Annotated in this window: 20 protein-coding genes and 1 pseudogene; 12 read left to right on the top strand and 9 right to left on the bottom strand. The window is 70.5% G+C overall.

Going from position 1 to position 23,304, the window contains the following annotated elements:
* Positions 1-145: 145 nt before the first annotated feature.
* The 3 genes from ACFYTE_RS14780 to ACFYTE_RS14770 form a co-directional block, all read right to left on the bottom strand.
* The gene (locus ACFYTE_RS14780) at positions 146-3,100 is read right to left on the bottom strand and encodes an aminotransferase (RefSeq protein ID WP_388709501.1); all 2,955 of its coding nucleotides are present in this window, start codon (positions 3,098-3,100) and stop codon (positions 146-148) included.
* Between the two features lie 66 nt (positions 3,101-3,166).
* Positions 3,167-3,607 (bottom strand): Lrp/AsnC family transcriptional regulator, encoded by a 441-nt coding sequence (locus ACFYTE_RS14775; RefSeq protein WP_388709499.1) that lies wholly within the window; start codon positions 3,605-3,607, stop codon positions 3,167-3,169.
* Between the two features lie 531 nt (positions 3,608-4,138).
* Positions 4,139-5,512, bottom strand: coding sequence for an MFS transporter (locus ACFYTE_RS14770; protein ID WP_388709497.1), 1,374 nt, complete (start codon positions 5,510-5,512; stop codon positions 4,139-4,141).
* Between the two features lie 278 nt (positions 5,513-5,790).
* Between ACFYTE_RS14770 and ACFYTE_RS14765 the strand changes: the two genes are divergently transcribed.
* From ACFYTE_RS14765 to ACFYTE_RS14755, 3 genes are read left to right on the top strand one after another with little or no spacing between them, the layout of a single operon-like run.
* Positions 5,791-6,528, top strand: a complete 738-nt coding sequence (locus ACFYTE_RS14765; RefSeq protein ID WP_388709495.1) for an IclR family transcriptional regulator — start codon at positions 5,791-5,793, stop codon at positions 6,526-6,528.
* Entirely contained in the window at positions 6,525-7,751 is a 1,227-nt protein-coding gene (locus tag ACFYTE_RS14760; protein ID WP_388709493.1) for a CaiB/BaiF CoA transferase family protein, read from the top strand. The genes ACFYTE_RS14765 and ACFYTE_RS14760 overlap by 4 nt, the downstream gene beginning before the upstream one ends.
* Positions 7,748-8,590 carry a citryl-CoA lyase gene (locus ACFYTE_RS14755; RefSeq protein WP_388709491.1) on the top strand — a complete coding sequence of 281 codons (843 nt, stop codon included), beginning with the start codon at positions 7,748-7,750 and terminating at the stop codon, positions 8,588-8,590. Before ACFYTE_RS14760 ends, ACFYTE_RS14755 begins: the two co-directional genes overlap by 4 nt.
* 10 nt (positions 8,591-8,600) lie before the next feature.
* Here ACFYTE_RS14755 and ACFYTE_RS14750 read toward each other — a convergent pair whose 3' ends face one another.
* Together ACFYTE_RS14750 and ACFYTE_RS14745 are read right to left on the bottom strand one after the other, a co-directional pair.
* Positions 8,601-9,374 (bottom strand): IclR family transcriptional regulator, encoded by a 774-nt coding sequence (locus ACFYTE_RS14750; RefSeq protein WP_388709489.1) that lies wholly within the window; start codon positions 9,372-9,374, stop codon positions 8,601-8,603.
* Between the two features lie 283 nt (positions 9,375-9,657).
* A complete protein-coding gene (locus ACFYTE_RS14745; protein ID WP_388709487.1) occupies positions 9,658-10,326 on the bottom strand; it encodes a TetR/AcrR family transcriptional regulator in 669 nt (222 codons plus the stop codon).
* 154 nt (positions 10,327-10,480) lie between these two features.
* Here ACFYTE_RS14745 and ACFYTE_RS14740 point away from each other — a divergent pair, with 154 nt between their 5' ends.
* Positions 10,481-11,692 (top strand): FAD-dependent monooxygenase, encoded by a 1,212-nt coding sequence (locus ACFYTE_RS14740; protein WP_388709485.1) that lies wholly within the window; start codon positions 10,481-10,483, stop codon positions 11,690-11,692.
* A gap of 54 nt (positions 11,693-11,746) precedes the next feature.
* Here ACFYTE_RS14740 and aztA read toward each other — a convergent pair whose 3' ends face one another.
* Positions 11,747-12,490, bottom strand: a complete 744-nt coding sequence (gene aztA, locus ACFYTE_RS14735; protein ID WP_388709483.1) for a zinc ABC transporter ATP-binding protein AztA — start codon at positions 12,488-12,490, stop codon at positions 11,747-11,749.
* 15 nt (positions 12,491-12,505) lie between these two features.
* Here aztA and aztB point away from each other — a divergent pair, with 15 nt between their 5' ends.
* The 5 genes from aztB (at position 12,506) to ACFYTE_RS14710 (ending at position 18,177) form a co-directional block, all read left to right on the top strand.
* Entirely contained in the window at positions 12,506-13,360 is an 855-nt protein-coding gene (aztB, locus tag ACFYTE_RS14730) for a zinc ABC transporter permease AztB (RefSeq protein ID WP_388709481.1), read from the top strand.
* A 21-nt stretch (positions 13,361-13,381) separates the two neighbouring features.
* Positions 13,382-14,617 carry a hypothetical protein gene (locus tag ACFYTE_RS14725; RefSeq protein ID WP_388709479.1) on the top strand — a complete coding sequence of 412 codons (1,236 nt, stop codon included), beginning with the start codon at positions 13,382-13,384 and terminating at the stop codon, positions 14,615-14,617.
* On the top strand, positions 14,614-15,603 hold the full coding sequence (aztC, locus tag ACFYTE_RS14720; RefSeq protein ID WP_388709477.1) for a zinc ABC transporter substrate-binding protein AztC: 990 nt from the start codon (positions 14,614-14,616) through the stop codon (positions 15,601-15,603). The genes ACFYTE_RS14725 and aztC overlap by 4 nt, the downstream gene beginning before the upstream one ends.
* Before the next feature lie 91 nt (positions 15,604-15,694).
* Entirely contained in the window at positions 15,695-16,894 is a 1,200-nt protein-coding gene (gene aztD, locus ACFYTE_RS14715; RefSeq protein ID WP_388709475.1) for a zinc metallochaperone AztD, read from the top strand.
* A 245-nt stretch (positions 16,895-17,139) separates the two neighbouring features.
* Positions 17,140-18,177 (top strand): ABC transporter substrate-binding protein, encoded by a 1,038-nt coding sequence (locus tag ACFYTE_RS14710; RefSeq protein WP_388709473.1) that lies wholly within the window; start codon positions 17,140-17,142, stop codon positions 18,175-18,177.
* A 398-nt stretch (positions 18,178-18,575) separates the two neighbouring features.
* Here the strand turns inward: ACFYTE_RS14710 and ACFYTE_RS14705 are convergent, their stop codons facing one another.
* From ACFYTE_RS14705 to ACFYTE_RS14695, 3 genes and pseudogenes are all read right to left on the bottom strand, one after another.
* Positions 18,576-18,731, bottom strand: coding sequence for an ATP-binding cassette domain-containing protein (locus ACFYTE_RS14705; protein WP_388709675.1), 156 nt, complete (start codon positions 18,729-18,731; stop codon positions 18,576-18,578).
* A gap of 188 nt (positions 18,732-18,919) precedes the next feature.
* Positions 18,920-19,045 (bottom strand): annotated as a pseudogene (locus tag ACFYTE_RS14700) (hypothetical protein); the annotation flags it as partial.
* Between the two features lie 92 nt (positions 19,046-19,137).
* Positions 19,138-19,545, bottom strand: coding sequence for a hypothetical protein (locus tag ACFYTE_RS14695; protein WP_388709471.1), 408 nt, complete (start codon positions 19,543-19,545; stop codon positions 19,138-19,140).
* A 397-nt stretch (positions 19,546-19,942) separates the two neighbouring features.
* On the opposite strand from ACFYTE_RS14695, the gene ACFYTE_RS14690 reads away from it, so the two are divergent.
* The 3 genes from ACFYTE_RS14690 (at position 19,943) to ACFYTE_RS14680 (ending at position 23,075) form a co-directional block, all read left to right on the top strand.
* Positions 19,943-20,206 (top strand): hypothetical protein, encoded by a 264-nt coding sequence (locus ACFYTE_RS14690; RefSeq protein WP_388709469.1) that lies wholly within the window; start codon positions 19,943-19,945, stop codon positions 20,204-20,206.
* Entirely contained in the window at positions 20,206-22,485 is a 2,280-nt protein-coding gene (locus ACFYTE_RS14685; RefSeq protein ID WP_388709467.1) for a heavy metal translocating P-type ATPase, read from the top strand. The genes ACFYTE_RS14690 and ACFYTE_RS14685 overlap by 1 nt, the downstream gene beginning before the upstream one ends.
* A 77-nt stretch (positions 22,486-22,562) precedes the next feature.
* On the top strand, positions 22,563-23,075 hold the full coding sequence (locus tag ACFYTE_RS14680) for a copper chaperone PCu(A)C (protein WP_388709465.1): 513 nt from the start codon (positions 22,563-22,565) through the stop codon (positions 23,073-23,075).
* The last annotated feature ends 229 nt before the right edge of the window (positions 23,076-23,304 follow it).

Raw genomic sequence — 23,304 nt, 5'->3', positions numbered from 1 at the left:
GTCGCCCCCGGCCGGCGTTCTTACGGCGAGGCACGTGGCGGATAGGCCGCGGTGGCGATGGAGACGGCGCCCGGCTGCGCGACGCGATGCTGCGAACGTACCGCCCGCAGCATCGCGTCGTACCGGACAGCACTCCGAGGAGGAGTCAGCGGGAATAGCCGAGTTGGGTGAGGGCGCGGTCCAGCATGTCGGCGAAGAAGTCCACCGCGGTGTCGTCGATGCACAACGGCGGTTTGATCTTCAGGATGTTGAGGTGGTCGCCGGTCGGCTGTACGACCACGCCGAGGTCGAGCATGCGGTCACAGAGTTCGGCGGTCTCTTCCGTGGCGGGTTCCAGGGTGATGCGGTCCCGGACGAGTTCGAGGCCGAGGTAGAGGCCCGAGCCGTGGACGGCGCCGATGATGCCGTAGCGGATGGCCAGTTCCTCAAGCCGGCTCTTCAGACGGCCGCCGACGCGTACCGCGTTGCCTTGCAGGTCCTCGTCGCGCAGGGTGTCCAGGACGGTGAGGCCGACGACGCTGGAGACGGGGCTGCCACCGGTGGAGGAGAAGAAGTAGCCCTGGTCGCGGTACCGGTCGGCGATCGATGCGGACGTGATGACGGCGCCGAGGGGGTGGCCGTTGCCCATGGCCTTGGCCACACAGACGATGTCCGGGACGACCTGCTGCTGCTCGAAGCCCCAGAACCAGTGTCCCAGACGGCCGTAGCCCACCTGGACCTCATCGGCGACGGCCAGGCCACCGTGCCGGCGGACCGCCGCGTACACGTCGGCGAGATAGCCGTCGGGCAGGGCGATCCCACCGGCGTTGCCATAGAAGGTCTCGCCGATGAAGGCTCCTGCCGGGCGGCCGGACGCGGCCAGCTCGTCGATCACCGCGACGGCCTCGGGACCGTAGCGCAGCGCGTCCGCCCCGCGGTGCCGGCCGCGGTAGGAATTGGGCGAGTCCACGGTGTGCACCCAATTCGGGCGGGTGGCCAGGGCGTTCGGGTTGTCCTGGAGCGAGGTGGAGACCGCGTCTGAGGCGTAGGTCCAGCCGTGGTACGCCTCGCGGAGGGCGACGACGTCGTGCTGTCCGGAGGCGCCGATGGCCAGCCGCAGGCCCAGATCCACCGCCTCCGAACCGGAGTTGACCAAGAACACCGTGTCCAGCGGCTCGGGCAGCAGGGCGGCGAGGCGTTCGGTGAACTCCACCACCGAGGCGTAGTGGAAACGCGAGTTGGTGTTGAGCCGCCGCAACTGCCGGGAGACCGCCCGCTCGACGCGGGGGTGGGCGTGGCCCAGCGGGGTGACGTTGTTGACGATGTCGAGGTAGGAGCGGCCGTCGGTGGAGAGCAGATGGTGGCGCCAGCCACGTTCGATGCGGGGAGGCTCGGCGTAGTAGTGCTCCTGCACGGTCGCGAACACGGCGTCACGTCGGTCGAGCAGGTCCCCGTCCGCGGCACGGTCGGCGGCCGGGAGACCGATGAGCGGGGCGGGGTCCGTGGTGAGCGCGAGCCAGCCGGCGGCGTGCTCGGGGCGCACCAAGGCGGGGACGGAAGGGCCGTCGGCGTAGCGCAGCGCCAGGTGCAGTGAGGTTCCGGAGTGGAGGTGGACGAGGTCCCCGCCCGCCTGGACCGTCGAGCCGGTGGAGACCACCGGGTCGACCGTGTCGGGAAAGGACAACGTCAGCACCTGCGGGCCGTAGCCGATCTCCACACGGCCCGGTGCCGCGGTGAGGATCTTCCCCGTGCCGGGGGCCTGCGCCACGGCGGGCCGGCCGAGCCAGAGGTCGATGCCGGTCGGCACCGTGGCAGCAGACAGGGCCGACAGCGCCGGGGCCTCGGCGAGTCGTGGCTGCGCGTACCGGGTGGCCACCGCGGTTGCTCCGTCCGCGAGCGCGGAGGCCGACAGCCGGTCCACGGTGCCGGCTTCGAGCCAGGCTCCGTGGTCCATGGAATCGGCGCCCGTGGACAGGTCGAGGAGGTCGATGGTGTCGGCGCCGAGGCCGCGCAGCACGAAGTGCGCCGGTGGATCGGTGCGGGCAGGCACGTCCGCCAGGCCGGTCGCGTCCTTGACGAGGTGGGCCATCACCGCAAGCGGCAGACGGGTGGCCTGCTCGAACATGCGCCACTCGCGGTCGAGTGCAGCCTTGGCGTAGGCGTTGTCCTCGTCGACGGCGGCCTGGTGGCGCCCGCTGGCGACCAGGCCGGCGGCGCGCAGGACCACCAGCGGCCACAACGCCTCCGCCTCCGCCGCGGCGAGCTGCCGAACGGCGTGGAAGGCCCGGACGGCGGGCAGCACGTGATGGGGTTCGACACCGTCGTGGTGGAGCATCGAGGAGAGTGTCACGGCGAGTTCGCCGACCGCCCAGCTCGTGGTCAGGTCACCGAAGTCGATGACTCCGTCGGGTGTGGGCAGGTGACCGTCTGGAGAACGGATCAGATTGTCGTCGGTCAGGTCGAGGTGCACGGCCTGCGACGGCAGCTCGGCGGCGAGCTTGTGGACCTGCGCCCAGGCGTCGGCGGTCGCGGACTGCACGGCGGCGCGCCGCTCGGGCTCGATGTGTTCCGCGAGCTGTGCGACGACGCGGTCGGCGTGCTGCAGATCCCACTGGAGGACGCGCTTGAGGCCCGGATGGCGGAAGTCACGCAGGGCGGTGCTGATCTTTCCGCCGATCGTGCCCATGGCCGCCACCGCGCTCGGCGACAGGTGCCGGGGTCCCGAGAGCGGACCGCCGGGCAGGTATCGCATCAGCCGCGCGATGGCCGGTCCGCTCGTGGTGTCCACCGTGGTGCGCTGCGGGGAGCCGTCGGGGCGGCGCAGCACGGTGGCGATGCGCAGTTCCGGGTGAGCCGCGGCGATCAGGTCGGCGGCGATGTCCTGGGCGTCGATCTCCGCAGCGCTGAAGGCGGGGTGGGCGATCTTCAGAACGGCCAGGGCTGTTCCGTCATCGTCGCGCAGCAGGAAGTTGGCGTCCTGCTGGCTGCCCAGCGTCTCCGCACGAACGTCGACGCCGAGGTGCTGGGCGCCCATGCGCGCCGCCTGATCCGGCGTCACCTGTGGTGCGGGAAGGGCACCTTGGGCGAAGAAGTCGATGGTGTGGTACTCGTCGTGCAGCATGCGGGATCCCTCGGACGGTGGGTGGAGCGTGGTGTGGGCGGGCCGGGCGCGGATGCGTGGATGCCTCTAGTCGACTTCCCACAGGAAGCGGTGGGTGTGGATCGCGAAGTAGGGGAACGTCTCCACCGATGTGACGCCCTCGACGGTCCGTACGACGTCGTTGATGAAGTCCAGAAGATCACTGGGGCTGCTGCGCACGACCTCGGCGAACAGGTCGTAGCGGCCGGCGGTCAGGACCGTGTACACGACTTCCTCGTGCCGGGAGAGTTCATCGGCCACCGCGCGGGAGTCGCCCTCGACGCGCAGGCCGAGGAGCGCCACCGTCTGCTGGCCCATGGTCATCGGGTCGGTCACCCCGACGACCTGGACCGCCTTGGTGTCGATCAATCGCTGCAGCCGGAGCCGTGCGGCCGAGGGCGACAGCCCCACCTTCGGCCCCAGCTCGGCGTAGGGGATGCGACCGTCGACCTGCAGCTCCCGCAGGATGGCCCGGTCGATGTCGTCCATGAAGGACCTCCCTCTTCTGCGTGAACAGCACGTCATATAGTCGTTTCAAGCACAATGACGGATCGTCTTGCTCGAATCAAGTGTGATGACGACGGAATCGAGCGAATTTGGGGGTCCGGAGAAGGAGCAGGACCTCGTCGTCGTGGGCGGCGGTGCCGTTCTACTGCGGCATCACCGTGCCCAAGCCGGCGCTGATCGACCAGAGCTTCGACACGGAGACGACGGGGCCGCCCGTCCGGCTGGAGTGTTGCGGCGGGGACCGGCGTCGGGGTGTCGGTCGTGGAGGGGCCTGATCGTGCGGACAAGCGCGTGCGTCTGCACGACGAGTCCTCGGGGACGGCGACGATGACCCGTGCGTTCGCCCCCACAGAGTCGAGGCAGGCCGGGGATCTGTATCGGCGGCGTCCGCCGAACCGGCGCCGCCTGAGCACGGCGAGCGGACCCCCGACCGACAGATACAAGATCGCGCCCGGGCCGAGCAGGCCCGGGCGCTGCTGGGTAAGCGCTCCCTGTGTGCCGGCGTCGTCGCGGTCAGCGTGCCCCTTGCAGGTCTGCAGAGATCTTCGGTGCGGTGTCGGGCGCCCCGGTGTGCCGGGTCTCCCGGGCCAGGCTGACCGTGACGATGGTCAGGGCGCTCATGAGGGCGATGAAGATGACGACGCCCGTGACGCTGTGATCGAACCAGAGCAGGAGCGCCGAGCACAGCATGGGGGCGAGGCCGCCGGTGAGGACGGTGCCGATGTTGTTGGCGATGCCGACGGCGCTGAACCGGACGCTGGTGTCGAAGAGTTCGGCGAAGAAGGCGGGCTGGGAGCCGAGGACGGCGGACTGGCCGATGCCGAGGGTGACGAAGAGCGCGGCCCAGATCGCCCAGGTCTGACCGGTGTCGATGATCTGGAAGAACGGCCAGGCCGAGGCGAGCAGCAGTGCGGCGCCCAGGATGGAGACAGGGCGGCGACCGATGCGGTCCGACAGGGCGCCGAACAAGGGCACGGTGACGAGCTTGACGGCGGCGATCGCGGTGATGCCGCTGAGCAGGCCGGCCGTGGCGAGTCCGCGGTCGTCGGCGTAGGTGACGGAGAAGGTGCCGAAGATGTAGTAGCCGGCGTTCTCGGCCGCGCCCGCGCCGATGACGACGAGCATCTCCTTCGGGTAGCGCCGCCAGGCCGTCACGCAGCGGCTCTCGGCGATCCGGCGGCCCAACGGGCGTGCGGGAGCGGCTGGTTGGGGCGCGTCTTCGTGCTGGAAATCGGCGGTCTCGGGCAGGTTCCGGCGCACCCACAGGCCGAAGAAGGTGAGGACGGCACTGAGCAGGAAGGGGATGCGCCAGCCCCAGGAGAGAAAGGCGTCCTCGGACAGCAGGCCGGTGATGAGGGCGAAGGCACCGGTGGACAGCAGGGTGCCGGTACCGGTCCCGATGGCGGGCAGCGAGGTGAGCAGGCCGCGCCACTTGGGCGGGGCGTTCTCGAAGAGGATGATCAGTGCCCCGGTCTTCTCCCCGCCGGCGGCGAAGCCCTGCACGAACCGCAGCGCGGTCAGCAGGATCGGTGCGGCGATCCCGATGTGACCGTAGGTCGGCAGGAGACCGATGCCGGTGGTGGCCAGACCCATGAGCAGAAGCGTGGCGACAAGGACACTCTTGCGTCCCCTGGTGTCTCCGCGCTCGCCGAAGAAGGCGCCGCCCAGTGGACGGGCGAGGAAGCCGATGGCGAAGGTGCCGAAGGCGAGGATGGTGCCGACCAGTGGGCTGCTGCCGGGGAAGTACAGCTTGTTGAAGACGAGGCTGGCGGCGATGCCGTAGAGCGCGAAGTCGTACCACTCGACAGTGGTGCCGAAGATCGCCGCCAGGGCGACCCGGGGTTGTACGAGGGGTCGGCTCTCGCGGAGGTGCGGGGATGTCGTCACTGCGGCTCCTTCGCCACGTCGGGTACCGCTAGGTGGTACTCGTGTTCCGCTGAATGGTGCGGCGATGTTACGGAGGGGTTCATGTCCTGGCAATAGTCGGCGCACGACTTCTGGGCCGGGTGGGCGGGTCGGCGATGTGCCCATGGGTCGTACCGTCAGGTGGCACGCTTGTGCCGCAGCATGGATCGATGGTCTGATGAGGGAACGGCGCCCAACTCGGTGTGCGCCCTTGGTGTCGTGTGCCTGGAGGAGCCGTGGCAGGGGCCGAAGAAGCAAGCGTGCGCAGCGTGTTGCGGGCCGTGGAACTGCTCAGTCTCCATGACGACGAGCAGGAGAGCCGGACCGTACGCGAGCTGGTCGAGGCCTCGGGACTGGCGAAGACAACCGTCGTCCGGCTCGTGCGGACGCTGGAGGAGAGCGGACTGCTCCGGCAACGCGGAGACGGCCGCACCATGCCGGGCCCGACGCTGCTGCGGTGGGCCCGACAGGCCCAGGCGGTCTGGCGGCTGCCGCCGGAGGCGGTGCAGGCCATCGAGGACCTGTCCCTGGCCAGCGGCGGCGAGGCGATCCACCTCTACGTACGACAGCAGCAGGCCCGCATGTGCATCGCCCGGCACGAAGGAACCCGCAGCCTGCGGCACGTGGTGCGGGTGGGGGAGGCCATGCCGCTGTGGTCCGGTGCGGCCAGTCATGTGCTGCTCTCGCAGGCCGACCCGGGCGACGTCGAGGCGGTGGCCCGACTCGCCCCGCACGACGGCTGGGAGGTGACGCTGCGCGAGCGCGCCCGCGAGGCCGCGGCCCGCGGCTGGTCCGTCAGCCGCGGGGAGAGGGAGGCAGGGGTGTGCGGCGTCGCAGCCCCCGTCTTCGACCCCGCCATGTGTGTCGTGGCCGCCCTCGCCCTGGGTGGGCCCACCACACGCTTCACCGACGAAGCCGTCGACGCCTTCGTGCCCGCCCTGCTGGGCGCGGCGCACACCCTGACCACCCTCAATTGCATCGGAGGCACAGCCCGTTGACCTCGGACGACCACCGAACCCCGGCCGCCCTGCTGGACGGCGTACGCGTACTCGACCTCACCAATGTCCTTGCCGGTCCTTTCGCCGGTTACCAACTGGCTCTGCACGGCGCGGACGTCCTCAAGGTCGAGATGCCGCGCTCGGGCGATCTGGCGCGACAGTTGGGCGCCGACCGCGACCTGAGCGAGGAACTGCTCGGCGCGTCCTTCCTGGCGCAGAACGCCGGGAAACGCTCCCTCACCCTGAACCTGAAGGACCCGGCCGGCCGCGAGGCCCTGCTGCGCGCCGTGCGCGGGTACGACGTCCTGATCGAGAACTTCCGGCCCGGCGTCATGGACCGACTCGGCGTCGGCTGGAAGGAACTGCGGACGGAGAACCCACGGCTCGTATACTGCGCGATCTCCGGATTCGGGCAGACCGGTCCGCTGCGCACACGCCCCGCCTACGATCAGATCGTGCAGGGGCTGTCCGGCATGATGAGCGTCACCGGAACGCCTGAGGTCAGCCCGTTGCGCGCCGGGTTCCCGGTGGCCGACACCCTCGGCGGCATGGCCGCCGCCTACGCCGTCGCCGCGGCCCTCGTACGCCGCGAACGGACCGGGGCGGGCGCCTACCTGGACGTGTCGATGCTGGAGTCGGCGCTCACCGCGATGGGCTGGGTGACCTCGAACTACCTCATCACGGGGCGGCGGCCGCAGCCCATGGGGAACGAGAACTTCACCGCCGCACCCTCCGGCACCTTCGCCACCGCCGACGGGCATCTCAACATCGCCGCGAACCGGCAGCAGCAGTTCACCACCCTGTGCCGCCTCATCGGTCGCGAGGACCTCATCGATGATGTGCGCTTCGCGCACCCGGCCGATCGCAAGAACCATCGGGACCAGCTGCGGCACGAGGTGGAGAAGGGACTGAGTCTGCGCACCGCGAAGGAGTGGGAGGAGATCCTCTCCGACGCCGGAGTGCCCGCGGCCCGTGTCCTGTCCGTGCCCGACGCCTTGGGTCTGGAACAGCTCGCCGTACGGGGCTTCGTGCGCGCCCTGCCCTTCCCCGACGGCCGGAGCCGCCCCCTGCACGTGCTCGGCAGCCCCTTCCAGGTCGACGGCGACGCCGTGAGCGACACCGCTGCGCCTCCGATGCTCGGCGAGCACACCGACCAGGTCCTGGCTGAACTCGGCTACAGCCAGGCCGAGATAGACACCATGAAGGAACGAGGCACCGTATGAACACGCCCGCTGCCACCCCTGCCCCGCTGCCCGAGGTCAGCGACTGGTGGGCGACCTCGGTCAGCCGCATCAGCCCCGGTGAGATCCTGCTGCGCGGCTACCCGGTGGAACAGCTCATCGGCCAGGTGTCCCTGCCCGACATGGTCTGGCTCATGGTCCGCGGTGAACTGCCTGGCCCGGTGCAGTCGCGTCTGCTGGAAGCCGCGCTCGTCGCCGGTGTGGACCATGGCCCCCAGGCCCCGTCCATCGCCGCGGCACGCATGGCCGCCACCTGCGGACTCGGCCTCAACAACGTGATGGCCACCGGCGTCAACCTTCTCGGTGACGTCCACGGAGGCGCCGGCCAGCAATGCATGGAAGTCCTCGACACCCTCGTCCATGAGGGCGGCGACGACGATCTCGACCGGGCGGCCGAGGACCTCGTGGCGTCGTATCGCGCCCGGCGCCGTCACATCCCGGGCTTCGGCCACCGCTTCCATCCGCGCGACCCGCGGCGTGACCCACTGCTCGACATGGTGGCTCGTGCCGCGGACAACGGTGACGTACCGGGCCGGGCCCTGGCGGCGGGCACCGCGCTGGAACGCGCGCTGGCCAAGGGGCGCAGCCGTCCCGTCCCCATGAACATCGACGGAGCCACCGCCATCGTCTACAGCGAACTCGGCTTCGCGCCCGAGCTGGGGCGCGGCCTGTTCGTCCTCTCCCGCAGCGTCGGCATCCTCGCGCACGGCTGGGAGGAGAAGGTGGGAGGTGCCCGCATCAAGGGCCCCATTCCGCGCCGGCTGCTGCCGTCCTACGAAGGCCCCGCCCCCCGCAACCTGCCGTCACGGACGGCGAGTTGAGCCGTCGGGGTCAGGCCTCGCCGCCCTCAAGGAATCGCAGGGCGGTCAGTTGCCCGGCCGCCTCGACAAGTACGGGGACGAACGCCTCGGCCCTCTGTGCCGCGAACCGGTTGCTGGGGCCGCCCAACGCCAGCGCGGCCACGACCCGGCCCGCCTCGCCGGCGACGGGTACGGCCACCCCGGCCACGCCGTCCTCGCGTTCTCCGTCGCTGTGCGCCCAGCCCTGCTCGCGCGCCGCGCGCACGCGCCGGGCCAGCGCCTCCTCGAAGTCCGCTTCCCGGCCAAAGGCCTCGGCGACCGTGTGCACGAACTCCTCCGGGCACCCGGACAGGAGCACATGGCCCGCCGCGCCCGCGGCCAGCGGCATCTCCTCACCGATCCGCACCACATGCCGCAGCGGCTGTGTCCCCTCGTGCTGCGCCACGCACACCCGCCCCAGCCCCTGTCGCACATAGATACGGGACGACTCGCCGCCCGAGCGCACCGACACCTCCCGCAGGCACTCCACCGCCTCCGGCGGCAGGCGCCAGGTGTTCTGTGCCAGCGCCGCCCAGCGGAGCAGTCCCGCGCCCGGGGCGAGCCGCCCGTCCCCGCGGCTCCACAACAGCCCACGCTGCTCCAGCGTCGCCACCAGACGCACCACGGTCGACTTCGCGAGCCCCGACTCGTCGATCAACTCGCGCACCGTGCGGGAGCGATGAGATTCGTCGAACAGGGCCAGCAAGTCCAAGGCGCGCAGTACGCTGCGCACTCCGTCCGCGCCCTCGCCCGCTGTCTTGTGCATGACCCGCCTTCCCCGCTGCCGCATCCGGCGCCTTGCGTCCTGACGCCAGAGGGCACGGACGTAGCCTCGCTCGGTGGGGCGACCGTACCACTGGGCGGTACGCGCTATCGGTCGCCCGCCCAAGGACCGGATCAACGGGATCGGGACCGCGGTTCCACGGAGGCCGGCTGGCCGGTGGGTCTGCGTGCACGGACGGACCACGGAATCCGGTTCGGCCGGGGTGCCGCATGCCCCGAGCCATGCAGTGGCGCAATGAAGGGGCGTGCACGGTCGGCGGACAGGGTCACGTCATGGCCAGGTCCAGTTCGTCCCGGTCGAGAGCGGGATGGGTCAGGGGGGTGGGGAGATCCCGGTCGTGGCGCAGACCGTCCAGGATGAGGGTGAGGTAGCGCTTCCACAGCTCGGGTGCGAGGTTCCGGCTGTGCTGCGTGACGGCGCCGAGCATGAGCTGGATGAGGGGGAAGTCGGTCGGTTCGATGTCGCCGCGCAGTTGGCCGGCTTCCTGGGCGCGTCTGATGACGGCGCCGACCGCGGGGGTGAGGCGTTCCCGGGCCGCTGCTGCCCGGTCTTTGCCCTGTGTGCCTTCCAGTAGGACCTCCCTCAACCCACGGTCATCGGCGAAGTCCTGGCCGGTGGCAAGGAAGAGCTGCACGAGGCCCTCCCAGGGGTCTTCGTGGGAGAGGGCCTGTTCCGCCAGCGCGATCAAGTGCTGCAAGGCGCCTTCGAAGACGGCGTCGATGAGTTCCTCGCGATTGGCGAAGCGGCGGTAGGCGGTGCCGACGCCGACGCCCGCATGGCGGGCGATGTCGTCGAGGGTGACATCCAGTCCTCGGTGGGCGAACAGTTCCTGGGCAGCCGCGATGATGCGCCGCCGGTTGCGCTCCGCGTCTGCCCGCAAGGGGCGCGCAGGGGGGCTCTCGGGGTGCGTTGCGGGACTGGTTCGGCGGCTCATGGCTTCTACTTTACCCAGGGAAATGGAGATGACATCTCCGGTTTGATGTTACGGTGGAACCGGTAACCGGAGATCCCACCTCCACTTGATGCCCTGTATCCGGAGCGGCGATGCCGTTGACGAATCCGCCCGAGAAGAAAGAGAAGAGATCGTCATGAACACACCCCGCGCCTTGATCGTCGGGATGGGCATCGGCGGGCTGGCGACGGCCATGCGGCTGCGCGAGATCGGCTGGGAGCCGGTACTCGTCGAACGCGCCTCGAAGAGGCGACCCGCCGGCTATTTCATCGGCCTGTTCGAGACCGGACGCGCCACCGCCCAGCGAATGGGCGTGCTTGATGCCATCGGCAATCGGGCCGGCGCCGACAGCATCACGTACGACATTGAGCGGTCGGGCCGCCGTCGTCCCGGCATGGGCTACGGCGACCTCCCGGGCGAGCCCCGGCTGATTCTGCGCGGGGACATCGAGGCCGCCCTCCACGACGTCGTCGCTCCCCGCACCGAGATCCGCTACGGCACGACCCCGATCGCCGTCGACGAACACCCCGACGGCGTGGACGTCACGCTGCGCACCACGACGAAGGACGAGATCACCGAGACCACGGAGCGCTTCGACCTCGTCGTGGGCGCCGACGGCCTGCGCTCCACCGTGCGCCGCCTGGTCTTCGGCCCGGACCAGGAGTTCATGCGGCCGCTCGGGCACATCATCGGCGCCACGATCCTGAAGGAACCGGTACCCGGCTATCGGCACCACGACGGCGTCGTCCTCGCCGAACCCGGCCGCTCCGTGTGGACCTTCCCCTTCACCGACCATCAGCCCGGGGTGCTGTTCAACTACCGCACCGACGACGAGGACGCCCAGTTCCGCCGCCCGCCCATCGAATCGCTGCGCCAGGCGTTCGGCCCCGAACCGACCGGGCCCGTGCTCGAACACCTCCTCCAGCAGTTTGAGCAGGCCGACGACTACCTCTTCGACTCCGTCCACCAGGTGGAGATGCCGGCCTGGCACACCGGCCGAGTCGTCCTGCTCGGTGACTCCGCGTGGTGCCTGACCCTCTACTCCGGGATGGGCGCCTCCACAGCTCTGGCCGGAGCCGATCTCCTCGGCACTCTGTTGCAGCGCAACGGCGAGAACATCGCACGGGCCCTGCGCGAGTGGGACCAGCGGCTGCGCCCCTTCATCGCCGTCCAGCAGCGCAGCGGCCGTACGCAGGGTCTGATGATGTTCGTCCCGCAGAGCCGCCGGGACAAGGCCGTGCGGACCCTTACCCAGAAGCTGATGAGCCGCCCGGCCGGCAAGCGCGTGATGAAGTCACTGGCTGCCCGACAGTTCAAGGACAAGTCCATCGACATCGCCGCGGTCTGACCACGCGCTCGCCCGTTTCATTGTCGACGGGGGAGAGGTAGCGTCTCGGTGGTTTCAGAGGGGTTGCCAGATCCGGGCCAGCGCCGCCGTGGTGAGAACCTGGTCGGGGTGCCCTTGTCCGGCGAGGCGGCCGTCCTGGAGCAGGAGACACATGTCCGCCGCGCGTGCGACGTCCAGGTCGTGTGTGGCCTGAACCACCGTCACGCCGTCCGCGACGAGTGCCGTCAGCAGTGCCCCGATCCGCTCTCTCGCCTCCGGGTCCAGACCCGTGGTCGGTTCGTCGAGGAGCAGCAGATCCGACTGCTGCGCCAACCCCTGTGCGATGAGGGCGCGTTGACGCTGCCCGCCCGACAGTTCTCCCAGTTGGCGTGAGCAGAGGTCGCCGATGCCGAGCCGGTCGAGCGCGGCGTTGACGGTGGCGTGGTCCCGGCGGGTCAGCCGACGCCACGGACCGCGCTCGCCCCAGCGTCCCATCTCCACGGTCTGCCGGACGGTGAGCGGCAGGCTGTCGCCGACGGCTCCGCGCTGCGGTACGAACGCGGGTGGCCGTGCTCCGTCGTGGTGCACTTCGCCGGATGTCGGATGGATCACACCGGCGAGAACACCGAGCAGGGTCGACTTGCCGCTGCCGTTCGGGCCGACAAGTGCCGTCGTCGCCAACTTCGGTATGTCCGCACTGAGTTGACGGAGGACAGGTCGCCCTGGGTAGCCGGCGCACAGCTCGGCGAAGCGGATGTGAGGAGTCCGTTCGCGGTGCGCGGCGGGCGAGGGGCCTGATTTGGTGAACATGGTTTTCATTGTAGGGTCATCGGCATGGAATGGTTGACGGCCCCGTTCGAGGTGACCTTCGTGCAGCGAGCCCTGTGGGGCGGGATGCTCGTGTCCGCGATCTGTGCGCTGGCGGGAACCTGGGTGGTGCTGAGGGGGATGGCCTTCCTCGGTGACGCCATGTCCCACGGGCTGCTGCCGGGCGTCGCGCTGGCCGCGCTGTTCGGCGGCAACCTGATGCTGGGGGCGGTGGCCAGCGCCGCCGTCATGACGGCGGGCGTCACCGTGCTCGGACGTACACCGAGGCTGTCCCAGGACACCGGCATCGGGCTGCTGTTCGTCGGCATGCTCTCGCTCGGCGTGATCATCGTGTCGCGCTCGCAGTCCTTCGCCGTGGACCTGACCGGCTTCCTGTTCGGCGACGTCCTCGCCGTACGGCAGCAGGACCTCTTCCTGCTCGCGGCGGCGTTGTTCGCGGCGCTGGTGGTGTCGGTCCTCGGCCACCGCGCCTTCCTTGCCCTGGCGTTCGACTCGCGCAAGGCCCAGACCCTGGGGCTGCGGCCGCGCCTGGCCCACGCGGTGCTGCTCGGCCTGCTCGGACTGGCCATTGTGGCCTCGTTCCACATCGTCGGAACGCTCCTCGTCCTCGGCCTGCTCATCGCTCCGCCTGCGGCGGCCCTGCCCTGGGCGCGCAGCGTCCGCGGGGTCATGGTGCTCGCCGCCCTGCTGGGCGCCACCGCCACGTTCGGCGGCCTGCTGCTGTCCTGGCACCTGAGCACCGCCGCCGGCGCGACCGTCGCGGCCCTCGCGGTGAGCCTGTTCTTCCTCTCCCACGTGCTGTCGGGGCTGCGTCACCGCCGGGCGCGCCCCGCCCCCGCCCCCGTACTCGACATCAACTGAAAGAAGCCTGAGGCGATCGTCATGACCGTCCGCAGAAACCTCACCCCATGGGCCTCGGCCGCACTGGTACTCACGGCGCTGCTCACCACAGGCTGCGCCGGAGACAAGGACAACGACTCGCGGTCCGCGGCGAGTTCCCCGTCCGGCACTCCGCACGGGTATGTCGAGGGAGCACAGGAGGCCGCCGAGCAGCAGTCTCGTCTCCTCCTCAACGACCCGGACAGCGGAGACAGCCGGGTCCTCGACCTCATCACCGGCAAGGTGCACAAGACGGCCCGGGTGGCAGGCGCCCACCGGCTGGGCACGGACGGACGGTTCGGCTACCTCCACTCCTCCGGCGGCACACATGTGCTCGACAGCGGCGCCTGGATGGTGGACCACGGCGACCACGTCCACTACTACAGCGCGGCGATACGCGACGTGGGTGAGCTTCCCGTGGGTCGTAAGGCACAGGTGCGCAGCGACGTCGTCGTGACCGCGGTGACCGACGAGGACGGGCGGACCGTCCTCTACGCCCGCAGCAAGCTGGAGAAGGGCAAGATCGAGTCCTCCCGGACGTTGGCGGGCACCCACACCGGTGCCGTCGTGCCCTACGAGGAGCACCTGCTCGCCTTCGTGGAAGTGGGAGGCAGCGCGAAGCTCGTCGTGCTCGGCCGGAACGGCGAGCGTGTCGCCACCCCGGACGTGGAGTGCGAGGAGCCCCGAGGCGACGCCGTCACCCGGCGCGGTGTGGTGCTGGGCTGCGCCGACGGCGCCCTGCTCGTCCGCGAGGAGGACGGTGCCTTCACCGCAGAGAAGATCCCCTACGACGAGGACGTGCCGGCGCAGGAACGGGCCACCGACTTCCGGCAGCGCCCCGGCAGCGACACCCTCACCGCCCCGGCCGGAGACGACGCCGTGTGGGTCCTGGACGTCACCGAGCGGACCTGGACCCGGGTGGAGACCGGACCGGTCGTCGCCGCCAACACCGCTGGAGAGGGCTCCCCGCTGCTCGTCCTGGAGACCGACGGCTCGCTGCACGGCTACGACATCGCCACCGGAAAGCAGACCGCGCGGACCAAGACGCTCCTGACCGGAGGCGAGCGGGCCGGCACCGACGGCAGCGCCCCCGTCATCGAGGTCGACCGCAGCCGCGCCTACGTCAACGACCCCGAGGGCAAGAAGGTGTTCGAAATCGACTACAACGACGGCCTGCGCGTCGCGCGCTCCTTCGACCTGGACATCGAGCCGGTCCTCATGGCGGAGACCGGACGATGAGCCGGACCGAGGCCAAGCGGCGCGCGAGGGTGGGCATCGCGCGCCTGCGCAGCCTGATCGTGGGCCTGCTCGTCCTCGTCGCGGCCGCCACCGCCACCGCCTGCACCACCGGTGAGGACCAGCCCCGCATCGTCGTCACGACCAACATCCTCGGCGACATCGCCCGGGAGATCGTCGGTGACGAAGCCGACGTGACCGTCCTCATGAAACCCAACGCCGATCCGCACTCCTTCGGCCTGTCGGCGGCACAGGCCGCCGAACTGGAGCGCGCCGACCTCGTGGTCTACAACGGCCTGGGGCTGGAGGAGAACGTCCTGCGGCACGTGGACGCGGCCCGCGACTCCGGCATCGCCACCTTCGCGGTCGGCGACGCGGTCGACCCGCTCACCTTCCGTGGGGCCGACGACGGCGGCCCCACGGAAGAGAAGGGACAATCCGACCCGCACTTCTGGACCGATCCCGACCGGGTACGCAAGGCCACCGGCCTGATAGCCGACCAGGTGATCGAGCATGTCCACGGTGTGGACGACAGCGCGATACGCGCCAACGCCGACCGCTACGGCGACGAACTCACCGACCTCACCGCCTGGATGGAGAAGTCCTTCGACCGCATACCCGAGGACCGGCGCGCCCTGGTGACCAACCACCACGTCTTCGGCTACCTCGCCGACCGCTTCGGCTTCCGAGTGATCGGCGCGGTCATCCCCAGCGGCACCACCCTGGCCTCACCCAGCTCCTCCGACCTGAGCAGCCTGACCGAGGCGATGGAGGAAGCCGGCGTACACACGGTGTTCGCCGACTCCTCCCAGCCGACACGGCTCGCCGAGGTGCTGCGCACGGAACTCGGCGGTCAGGTTCGGGTCATCGAGCTGTACTCCGAGTCGCTGACCGCCGAGGGCGAGGGCGCCGACACCTATCTGCGGATGATGCGCGCCAACACCACCGCCATGACCGACGGCCTGACCGCCGGCACGACCGGCGACTGACCCCCCGAGCCGTCAACGGACACCGGCCGACCGGGCCGAAACCGTCACGTATCCACTGCCGCCACCGAGCGGCGCGGAAAGGAACACACCGATGAACAAGTCGATACGCAGCAGAGCCCTCACGGGGACGGCACTCGCCCTGGCGGTGTCCACCGTGCTGACCGCCTGCGGAGGGGAGGACTCCTCCACCGGCGCCAAGGCCGAGGGCACCGCGAGCGCCACGCCCGCCGCCGCGGTCAAGGACCCGTTGGTCGCCTCCTTCGACGGCGGCCTGTACATCCTGGACGGCCAGAGCCTGAAGCTGACCAAGACCATCGAGCTGTCCGGCTTCAACCGGGTCAACCCCGCCGGTGACGAGGACCACGTCATCGTCTCCACCGACACCGGCTTCCGTGTCCTGAACGCCACCGGCCAGGCACTCACCGGCATCGAGTACAAGGGCGCCAAGCCCGGCCACGTCGTACGTCACGCGGGCAAGACCGTGCTCTTCACCGACGGCACCGGAGAGGTCAACGTCTTCGACCCCGCCGACCTGAGCAGTGGCAAGAAGCCGGAAGGACGCACCTACACCTCCGCCGAGGCACACCACGGTGTCGCCATCGAACTGGCCAACGGCGAACTCCTCGGCACCCTGGGCACCGAGGAGAAGCGGACCGGCGCGCTGGTCCTGGACGAGAACAACAAGGAGATCACGCGCAACGAGAGCTGCCCCGGCGTGCACGGCGAGGCGGCCGCCCAGGACGAGGCCGTCGCCGTCGGCTGCGAGGACGGCGTACTGATCTACCAGAACGGCAAGTTCACCAAGGTCGACGCCCCCGACGACTACGGCCGTATCGGCAACCAGGCCGGCAGCGACGTCTCCCCGGTCCTCCTCGGCGACTACAAGACCGACCCTGAGGCCGAGTTGGAGCGCCCCACCCGTATCTCCCTCATCGACACCGAGAAGAAGAAGCTGCGCCTGGTCGATCTGGGCACCAGCTACTCCTTCCGCTCGCTGGCCCGCGGTCCGGAGGCCGAGGCCCTTGTCCTCGGCACCGACGGCGCCATCCACGTCATCGACCAGAACACCGGCAAGACCGAGAAGAAGATCCCCGCCGTGGGCAAGTGGCAGGAGCCGCTGGACTGGCAGCAGGCCCGGCCCACCCTGTTCGTCCGCGACCACACCGCCTATGTCTCCGACCCCAGCAAGAAGGCTCTGCACGCCATCGACTTGGCGACCGGCAAGAAGATCACCTCCGTGACCCTGCCGGAGAGCACCAACGAGTTGTCGGGCGTCGTCGCGGGACACTGACGCACCCCCACTGCCCCCGCGGCCGGGAAGGCCGCGGGGGGAGTGCGTACACCAGGTACCGCTTCCGCGTCCGTGGGCCGGAGCCGGACGCGTCCGCCGAACCGATGGAATCCGAGGAGCCGGCGGAGCCCAGCGCCTTGGCTGAACAAGTGCGCAATCCGCCGGGAACTGACGACGGCTTCGCCGCGACTACTGCACCAGAACCATTCAGCCCAGGAGCACAGCCCGCACGCAAGGAGCCTCCAATGTCGATGAATCGGCCGGTCGCTGCCGCCCTGGCCGCATCCCTCTGTCTGCTCACGGCGGCATGCGGCTCCTCGTCCGACGACAGGTCGAGCGACAGGACGACCGAGGCTGCGGCATCGAAGACCGGCTACCCGGTGACTCTCGACAACTGCGGTCAGAAGGAGACCTTCGCGAAGGCACCCAGCCGTGTCGTCGTGATGAACGGCGCCTCCGTCGCCGAGGTCTCCACGCTGCTTGCCCTCGGCCTCGGGGACAAAATCGTCGCCAACCAGCAGGGCTACGGCATGTCCGAGGTGCCGGGCCGGGCAGAGGCCATCAAGAAGCTGCCCACCGGGAACGTGAAACCCAACGAGGCCTACGACATTCCCCGCGAGGCCATGCTCGGCCTGCGCCCCGACCTCGTCCTGTCCGTCACCACGTACGGCTTCGACCAGAAGAACGGCTTCGCCACCCGCGAGCAGTTGAAACAGGTAGGAGCCGACAGCTACGTCTCCCCGCAGGGCTGCGACGACGACCCCTCCAAGATGACCGTCGCCGACAGCTACCAGCTGCTGCGCGACATGGGAAAGATCTTCAACGTCCGTGACAAGGCCGAGAAGCTGATCGCCGAGTCCGAGAAGAAGATCGCGGCGGTCTCCGAGAAGGTCAGGGGAGAGAAGCCCCCGAAGGTCATGGTGCTCTTCTCCAACATGTCCATGGGCAGCAACGACTTCAGCTCGGTCGTCGCCAACGGCATCATCAACGACATACTCGTCAAGGCCGGCGGCGCCAACGCGTTCGAGAACGCCTCCAGGACCACCTTCGCCGACCTGAGCAAGGAGAAGGTGGCCGCCACCGACGTCGACGCCCTCGTCGTCATCGCCTACAACGACCCCGACCCGGCGGCCTACGCGAAGAAACTGCTCAAGGAGTTCCCCCAGTGGCCGGCCGCCGAGAACAACACGTATGTGACGCTGTCCGACTCGATGTACCTGGGCCCCAGCAACGACGTGGCCGTGGACAGGGTCGCGAAGCTGCTGCACCCGGACGCCTTCTGAGCCGGCTCACGCTCCCGCCGGCGTTCACCTTCCTGGCCGTGGTGTCCGGTCCGGTGAGTCGGAGAAGGCGTTCGCAAGGACAGGGCAGCGAAGACACGACGGGAGTGGAGGAGCAGGATCTCATCGGGCCGCGTGATCGCCCCGGCCACCGGGGCGCAGCCACGCGGTCAGGTCCCGTGCGTCCAGCACGGGCCGGGAGCCCACGGGCGCGGCCCGCGCCGGGGGAGGGGGCGGCACCGCAGGGGCGGGGAGTACCCCCGGCGTGAGGCCCGTCGTGGTCACCAGACCGTGATCCAGCAGCACCGTGCGGGCGGCCACCGCGCGCACCAGGTCGTGGTCGTGACTGAGCAGCAGGAGGTGTATCCGTCGGAGGCCAGCCGGGTCAGCTCTCCCGCCAGTCACAGTCGCGCCACCGTGTCGAGGCCGGTGCTGGGTTCGTCGAGCACCAGGACGCGGGGGCCGCAGGCCAGTACGTGGGCGAGGGCCACGCGCTGTCGCCGGCCGCCGGAGAACTGGTGCGGGAAGCGGCGCCGGGTCGCCGTGTCGTCGGGCAGGCCGGCGGTAAGCAGTGCCTCGGGCGCGTGCTCCGTGGCGGCGGACCGGCCGCGGGCACCGTCCGGCCGGTGCCGGCGGGCGAGTTCGGTGAGGACCGAGCCGATCCGCCGGGCGGGTTGAGGGCGTGGGCCGGGTGCTGTGGCATATAGGAGACGACGCGGCCACGGATCTGCCGGGCGGCGCCCGTCGGACCTTCGTCGCCCACCACCTCGATGCCGGCGACCCGTACCGTGCCGCTCAGCCGTACACCGGGTGCGCTCTCGCCCAGCAGGGCCAGCGCAGCGGTGGTCTTGCCGCTGCCGGAGGGGCCCACCTGGGCGGTCACCTCGCCGGGTGTGACGGTGAAGTCGACGCCGTCCAGGAGCCGGGCCGTTCCGGCGTGCGCCGTCAGACCGCTGACCTCGATCACTGGTTCCACGCCGTTGCCTTCCTTCCGGTCCGCCCGGCGTGCGGAAGCAGGCCGTCCGCCAGCAGATTGACGCCGACGGTGAACATCACCAGCATCAGCGTCGGCGCCAGAACCGCCGACGGCTGCACGAACAGCGCCTCCCGGCTCGCGGCGATCACCACGCCCCAGTCCGGAGAGGTCGGATCGAGCCCGAGACCGAGGAAGTTGGCGGCGGCCGTGGATGTGTAGAAGGTGACCTTCTTGTTGTACAGACCGGTGCGTTTGAGCAGCCTCCGGGCCTCCGCCACGTCCCGCTCGCGCTGTTCCAGACCGTCCGGATAGTACGTATAGCCCTTGCCGTAGAGGTCGTTGCCGATCTCCGCGCGGCCCGCGCAGACCACCTCCACCAGCCGCTTGCGGTCCACGTCGTGGCAACGGGCCTGGCGCAGCTCGAACCGCGTGCGGGTCCATGGTCTCCTTCACGCCCGCGCCGGGGCAGGCCGCGCGCAGCGTCCCGCCCTTCTTCGGCGAGGGGGAACCGGAGTCCGGGGACGAGCAGCCGGTGAGCACACCGGCGCCTGTCGCGACCGCCGCGGCGAGCACACTCCGGCGGGTGGGGGTGACCGGCATGTGGACGTACCTTCCTGCCTGTTGCTCCGGAATCACGGCACACGCATCCACTGGAGCGTGGGCATCTCTACGACCTTCACGTGACGCAGGTCATGTTTTCCGCTCGGAACTCAACCGACCGTCACCCCGACTCCTGTACCGGTACGGCTCGGTCTCGCGGAAGCCGTACGACGTGAACGGGAGATACGACAGATGCCGCACACTCGGCGACCCGCTTCCCGTCCGACGGCTGCCCGGCTGTGCGGAGTTCTGCCGCCCCCCGCCCTGTGCGGCTTCCTCCTGCTGCTGGTGCTGGTGTTCACCGCCTCCTATGCCGCCGGAACCGGCATGGGTCCCGTCGCGCCCGGCATGCACGGGCCCGGCACGACCGGAGGCGGCTCCACGGGTGGCCACGACGGCGGCACGGACACGGATGACATGGGTGATATGGACATGCATCACGGAAGCGGGGGCTGATGGCGACCGAACCGGCGACCGTGGAGGCCGTGACCGACCTCGCCGTGGGCGGCATGACGTGCGCCGCCTGCGTGACACGCGTCGAGAAGAAGCTCGCCAAGCTCGACGGGGTCACCGCGAGTGTCAACCTGGCCACCGGCCGGGCCCGGGTGCACCATCCCTCCACCACCGGCCCGGACCAGCTCATCGCGGCGGTGGAGCAGGCCGGTTACACGGCCGCGCTCCCCGAGCCGCCGCGGCGCGCGGCACGTGGGGACGGCGACGAGGCGGACGACACCCGACAGGACCGCGACCGGCTGGTGATCACGGCACTGCTGGCGGTGCCCGTACTGGTCCTGTCGATGGTGCCCGCTTGGCAGTTCCGCAACTGGCAGTGGCTGTGCTTCGTCCTCGCCGCGCCTGTCGTCGTCTGGAGCGCCTGGCCCTTCCACCAGCGAGCGGCGCGCGGGCTGCGGCACTCGGCGGCGACCATGGACACCCTGGTGTCCCTCGGAGTGATCGCCTCCTTCGCCTGGTCCTCCTACGCCCTCTTCCTCGGCGGCGCCGGCGATCCCGGCATGCGCATGCCGTTCAGCCTGATGCCCACCGCCTCGGACGGCGTCGCCCATGTGTATCTGGAAGCCGCGGTCGGCGTACCGCTGTTCGTCCTGGCGGGCCGGTTCCTGGAGGCGCGCGCCCGGCGGGGGACCGGTGCCGCCCTGCGCGCACTGGCCCGGCTGGCCGCCAAGGAGGTGGCCGTACGCGACGGCTCGGGCGAACGCCTCATCCCGATCGAGGAACTGACAACTGGTCAGCTCTTCGTCGTACGCCCGGGAGAGCGAGTGGCCACCGACGGCACCGTGACGGACGGCAGCTCGGCCGTCGACCTCTCCTTGGTCACCGGAGAGAGCGAACCCGCCGAGGTCGGCCCCGGATCGGCCGTGATCGGCGGCTCCGTCAACGCCGGCGGCCTCCTCCTCGTCCGCGCCACCGCGGTCGGCGCAGACACCCAACTCGCCCGCATCACCCGCCTGGTGACCGAGGCACAGGCCGGCAAGGCCCGGGCGCAGCGCCTCGCCGACAAGGCCGCCGGAGTCTTCGTACCGGTGGTCCTCACACTGGCCGTCACGGTGCTCGGCTTCTGGCTGGGCGCGGGTGCCGACCCGCAGGCCGCGGTCACCGCGTCCGTGGCCGTTCTGGTCGTGGCCTGCCCCTGCGCGCTCGGCCTCGCCACCCCCACCGCCCTCATGGCGGCGACCGGCCGGGGTGCCCAACTGGGCGTCCTGATCGGCGGAGCGCAGGCGCTGGAGGGACTCCAGCACATCGACGCCGTCGTACTCGACAAGACCGGCACCCTCACTTCGGGACACATGAGCGTCGCCCGGGTCACGGCCGTACCGGGCGGCCTCGGCGAGAAGGAGGTGATCCGTCTGGCCGGCGCGGTCGAGCAGGCCTCGGAACACCCCTTGGGGCGCGCCGTCACCGGGTACGCCCGCCGCACCTGCGCCCCGGACCCGCTTCCGGACGTGACCCGCTTCACCGCCCTGCCGGGACGAGGCGTACGCGGGCACGTACAGGGGCGGCTGGTGGAAGTGCTGGCCCCGGACGACGAGCTGCCGGCACCCCTCGCCCACACGGTGCCGCCTGCCGAGACGGCCGCCCACACACCGGTGATGGTCCGCGTCGACGGCACGGTGGTGGCCCTCATCGAGGTCGGCGACGTGCTGCGACCGGGCAGCTACCGGGCCGTGAACCGGCTCAGGCGCCTCGGCGTACGACCGGTGCTGGCCACCGGCGACCGCGAGGCACCCGCGCGGGCGGTCGCCGCCGACCTGCGCATCGAGGAGGTGCACGCGCGCTGCAGCCCCGAGGACAAGGCCGACCTCGTGCGGCAACTGCGACAGGAGGGCTACCGGGTGGCGGTGGTCGGCGACGGTGTCAACGACGCGGCGGCCCTGGCCGGCGCGGACCTCGGTATCGCCATGGGCACCGGCACGGACGTGGCCATCGGCGCCGCCGACGTCACCCTCGTACGCGGCGACATCGAAGCCCTCGCCGACGCCGTCCGCCTCTCCCGCAGCACCCTGGCCACCATCCGCGCCAACCTGCTGTGGGCGTTCGGCTACAACGTCGTCACCGTTCCCCTGGCCATGGTCGGCCTGCTCAACCCGATGCTCGCCGCCGCAGCGATGTCCGTCAGCTCCCTGCTCGTCGTCGGCAACAGCCTGCGCCTGCGCGCCTGGCAGCCCTCCCCGACGGGACGACGGCCCATACCGGCGTCCGGCAGGGAACAACGGTGACGCAGATACCCGCACGGCGCCGGTCCACGAGCCCGGTCCCGTCCACCACACCCGACTCGGTCACGGAGCCCCGCCCGATGGCATCCCACGCCTGGATTCCCACCCGCCGTCGCCTCGCGGACACCGCGCCGGCCGTCATCGCGCCGGTCTGCGCCTGCGTCCTGTCCGTCGGCGGACTCGCGGCCTGGACGGCCACGGGCAACGCGGGCAGCCCCGCGGACATCGGCGTCACCGACGCACGGCTGTACCTTCCCGCCCAGGGCACCCCGGAGACGGCCGCGTTCTTCCGGATCACCAACACCGGCGGGTCCGACGACCGCCTGCTCTCGGTGTCCTCCCCGAGAGTCAGCGGGGACATCGCGCTCAGCCGGCACGGCATGACGGCAGGCGGCGCGGCCTACCGGCAGGTGGCGGATTCCTTGACGGTCCCGGCGGGAGACACCCTCGACATGTCCCCGTTCAGCAGCGATGTGACCGTCCCGGCCAACGGTGACTGGCGGCCCGGGGACCTCGTGCCCTTCACCCTCCGCTTCGAGCACACCGGACGGGTCGGGGCACTCGCCGTGGTGATACGCCCTGGTACGGAGTGAGCGGCGCGGGAGCCCGACGGCAGGACGCTACGGACCCCGGGCACAGCCGAAACGGCAGGACGGCGGATGCGGCACGAGGGCCGGAGGCGTTAGTCGCGGAACACTGACCATGTCACGCTCCATCACAGGTGGTTGGCACGGGGACGGGGCGCGCATCGGTACCACGCGCACTGCGGCGGCCGGGAGCGCGGCGAAGCCGGGCATACGGTCCCCTTTCGTGGAGGCAGGT

Source organism: Streptomyces sp. NPDC004629 (genome assembly GCF_042873595.1).
In the GTDB taxonomy this organism is placed as follows: Bacteria; Actinomycetota; Actinomycetes; order Streptomycetales; family Streptomycetaceae; genus Streptomyces.
Note: the sequence above shows the minus strand (reverse complement) of the source record. Positions and strands in the feature narration are given on the sequence as shown.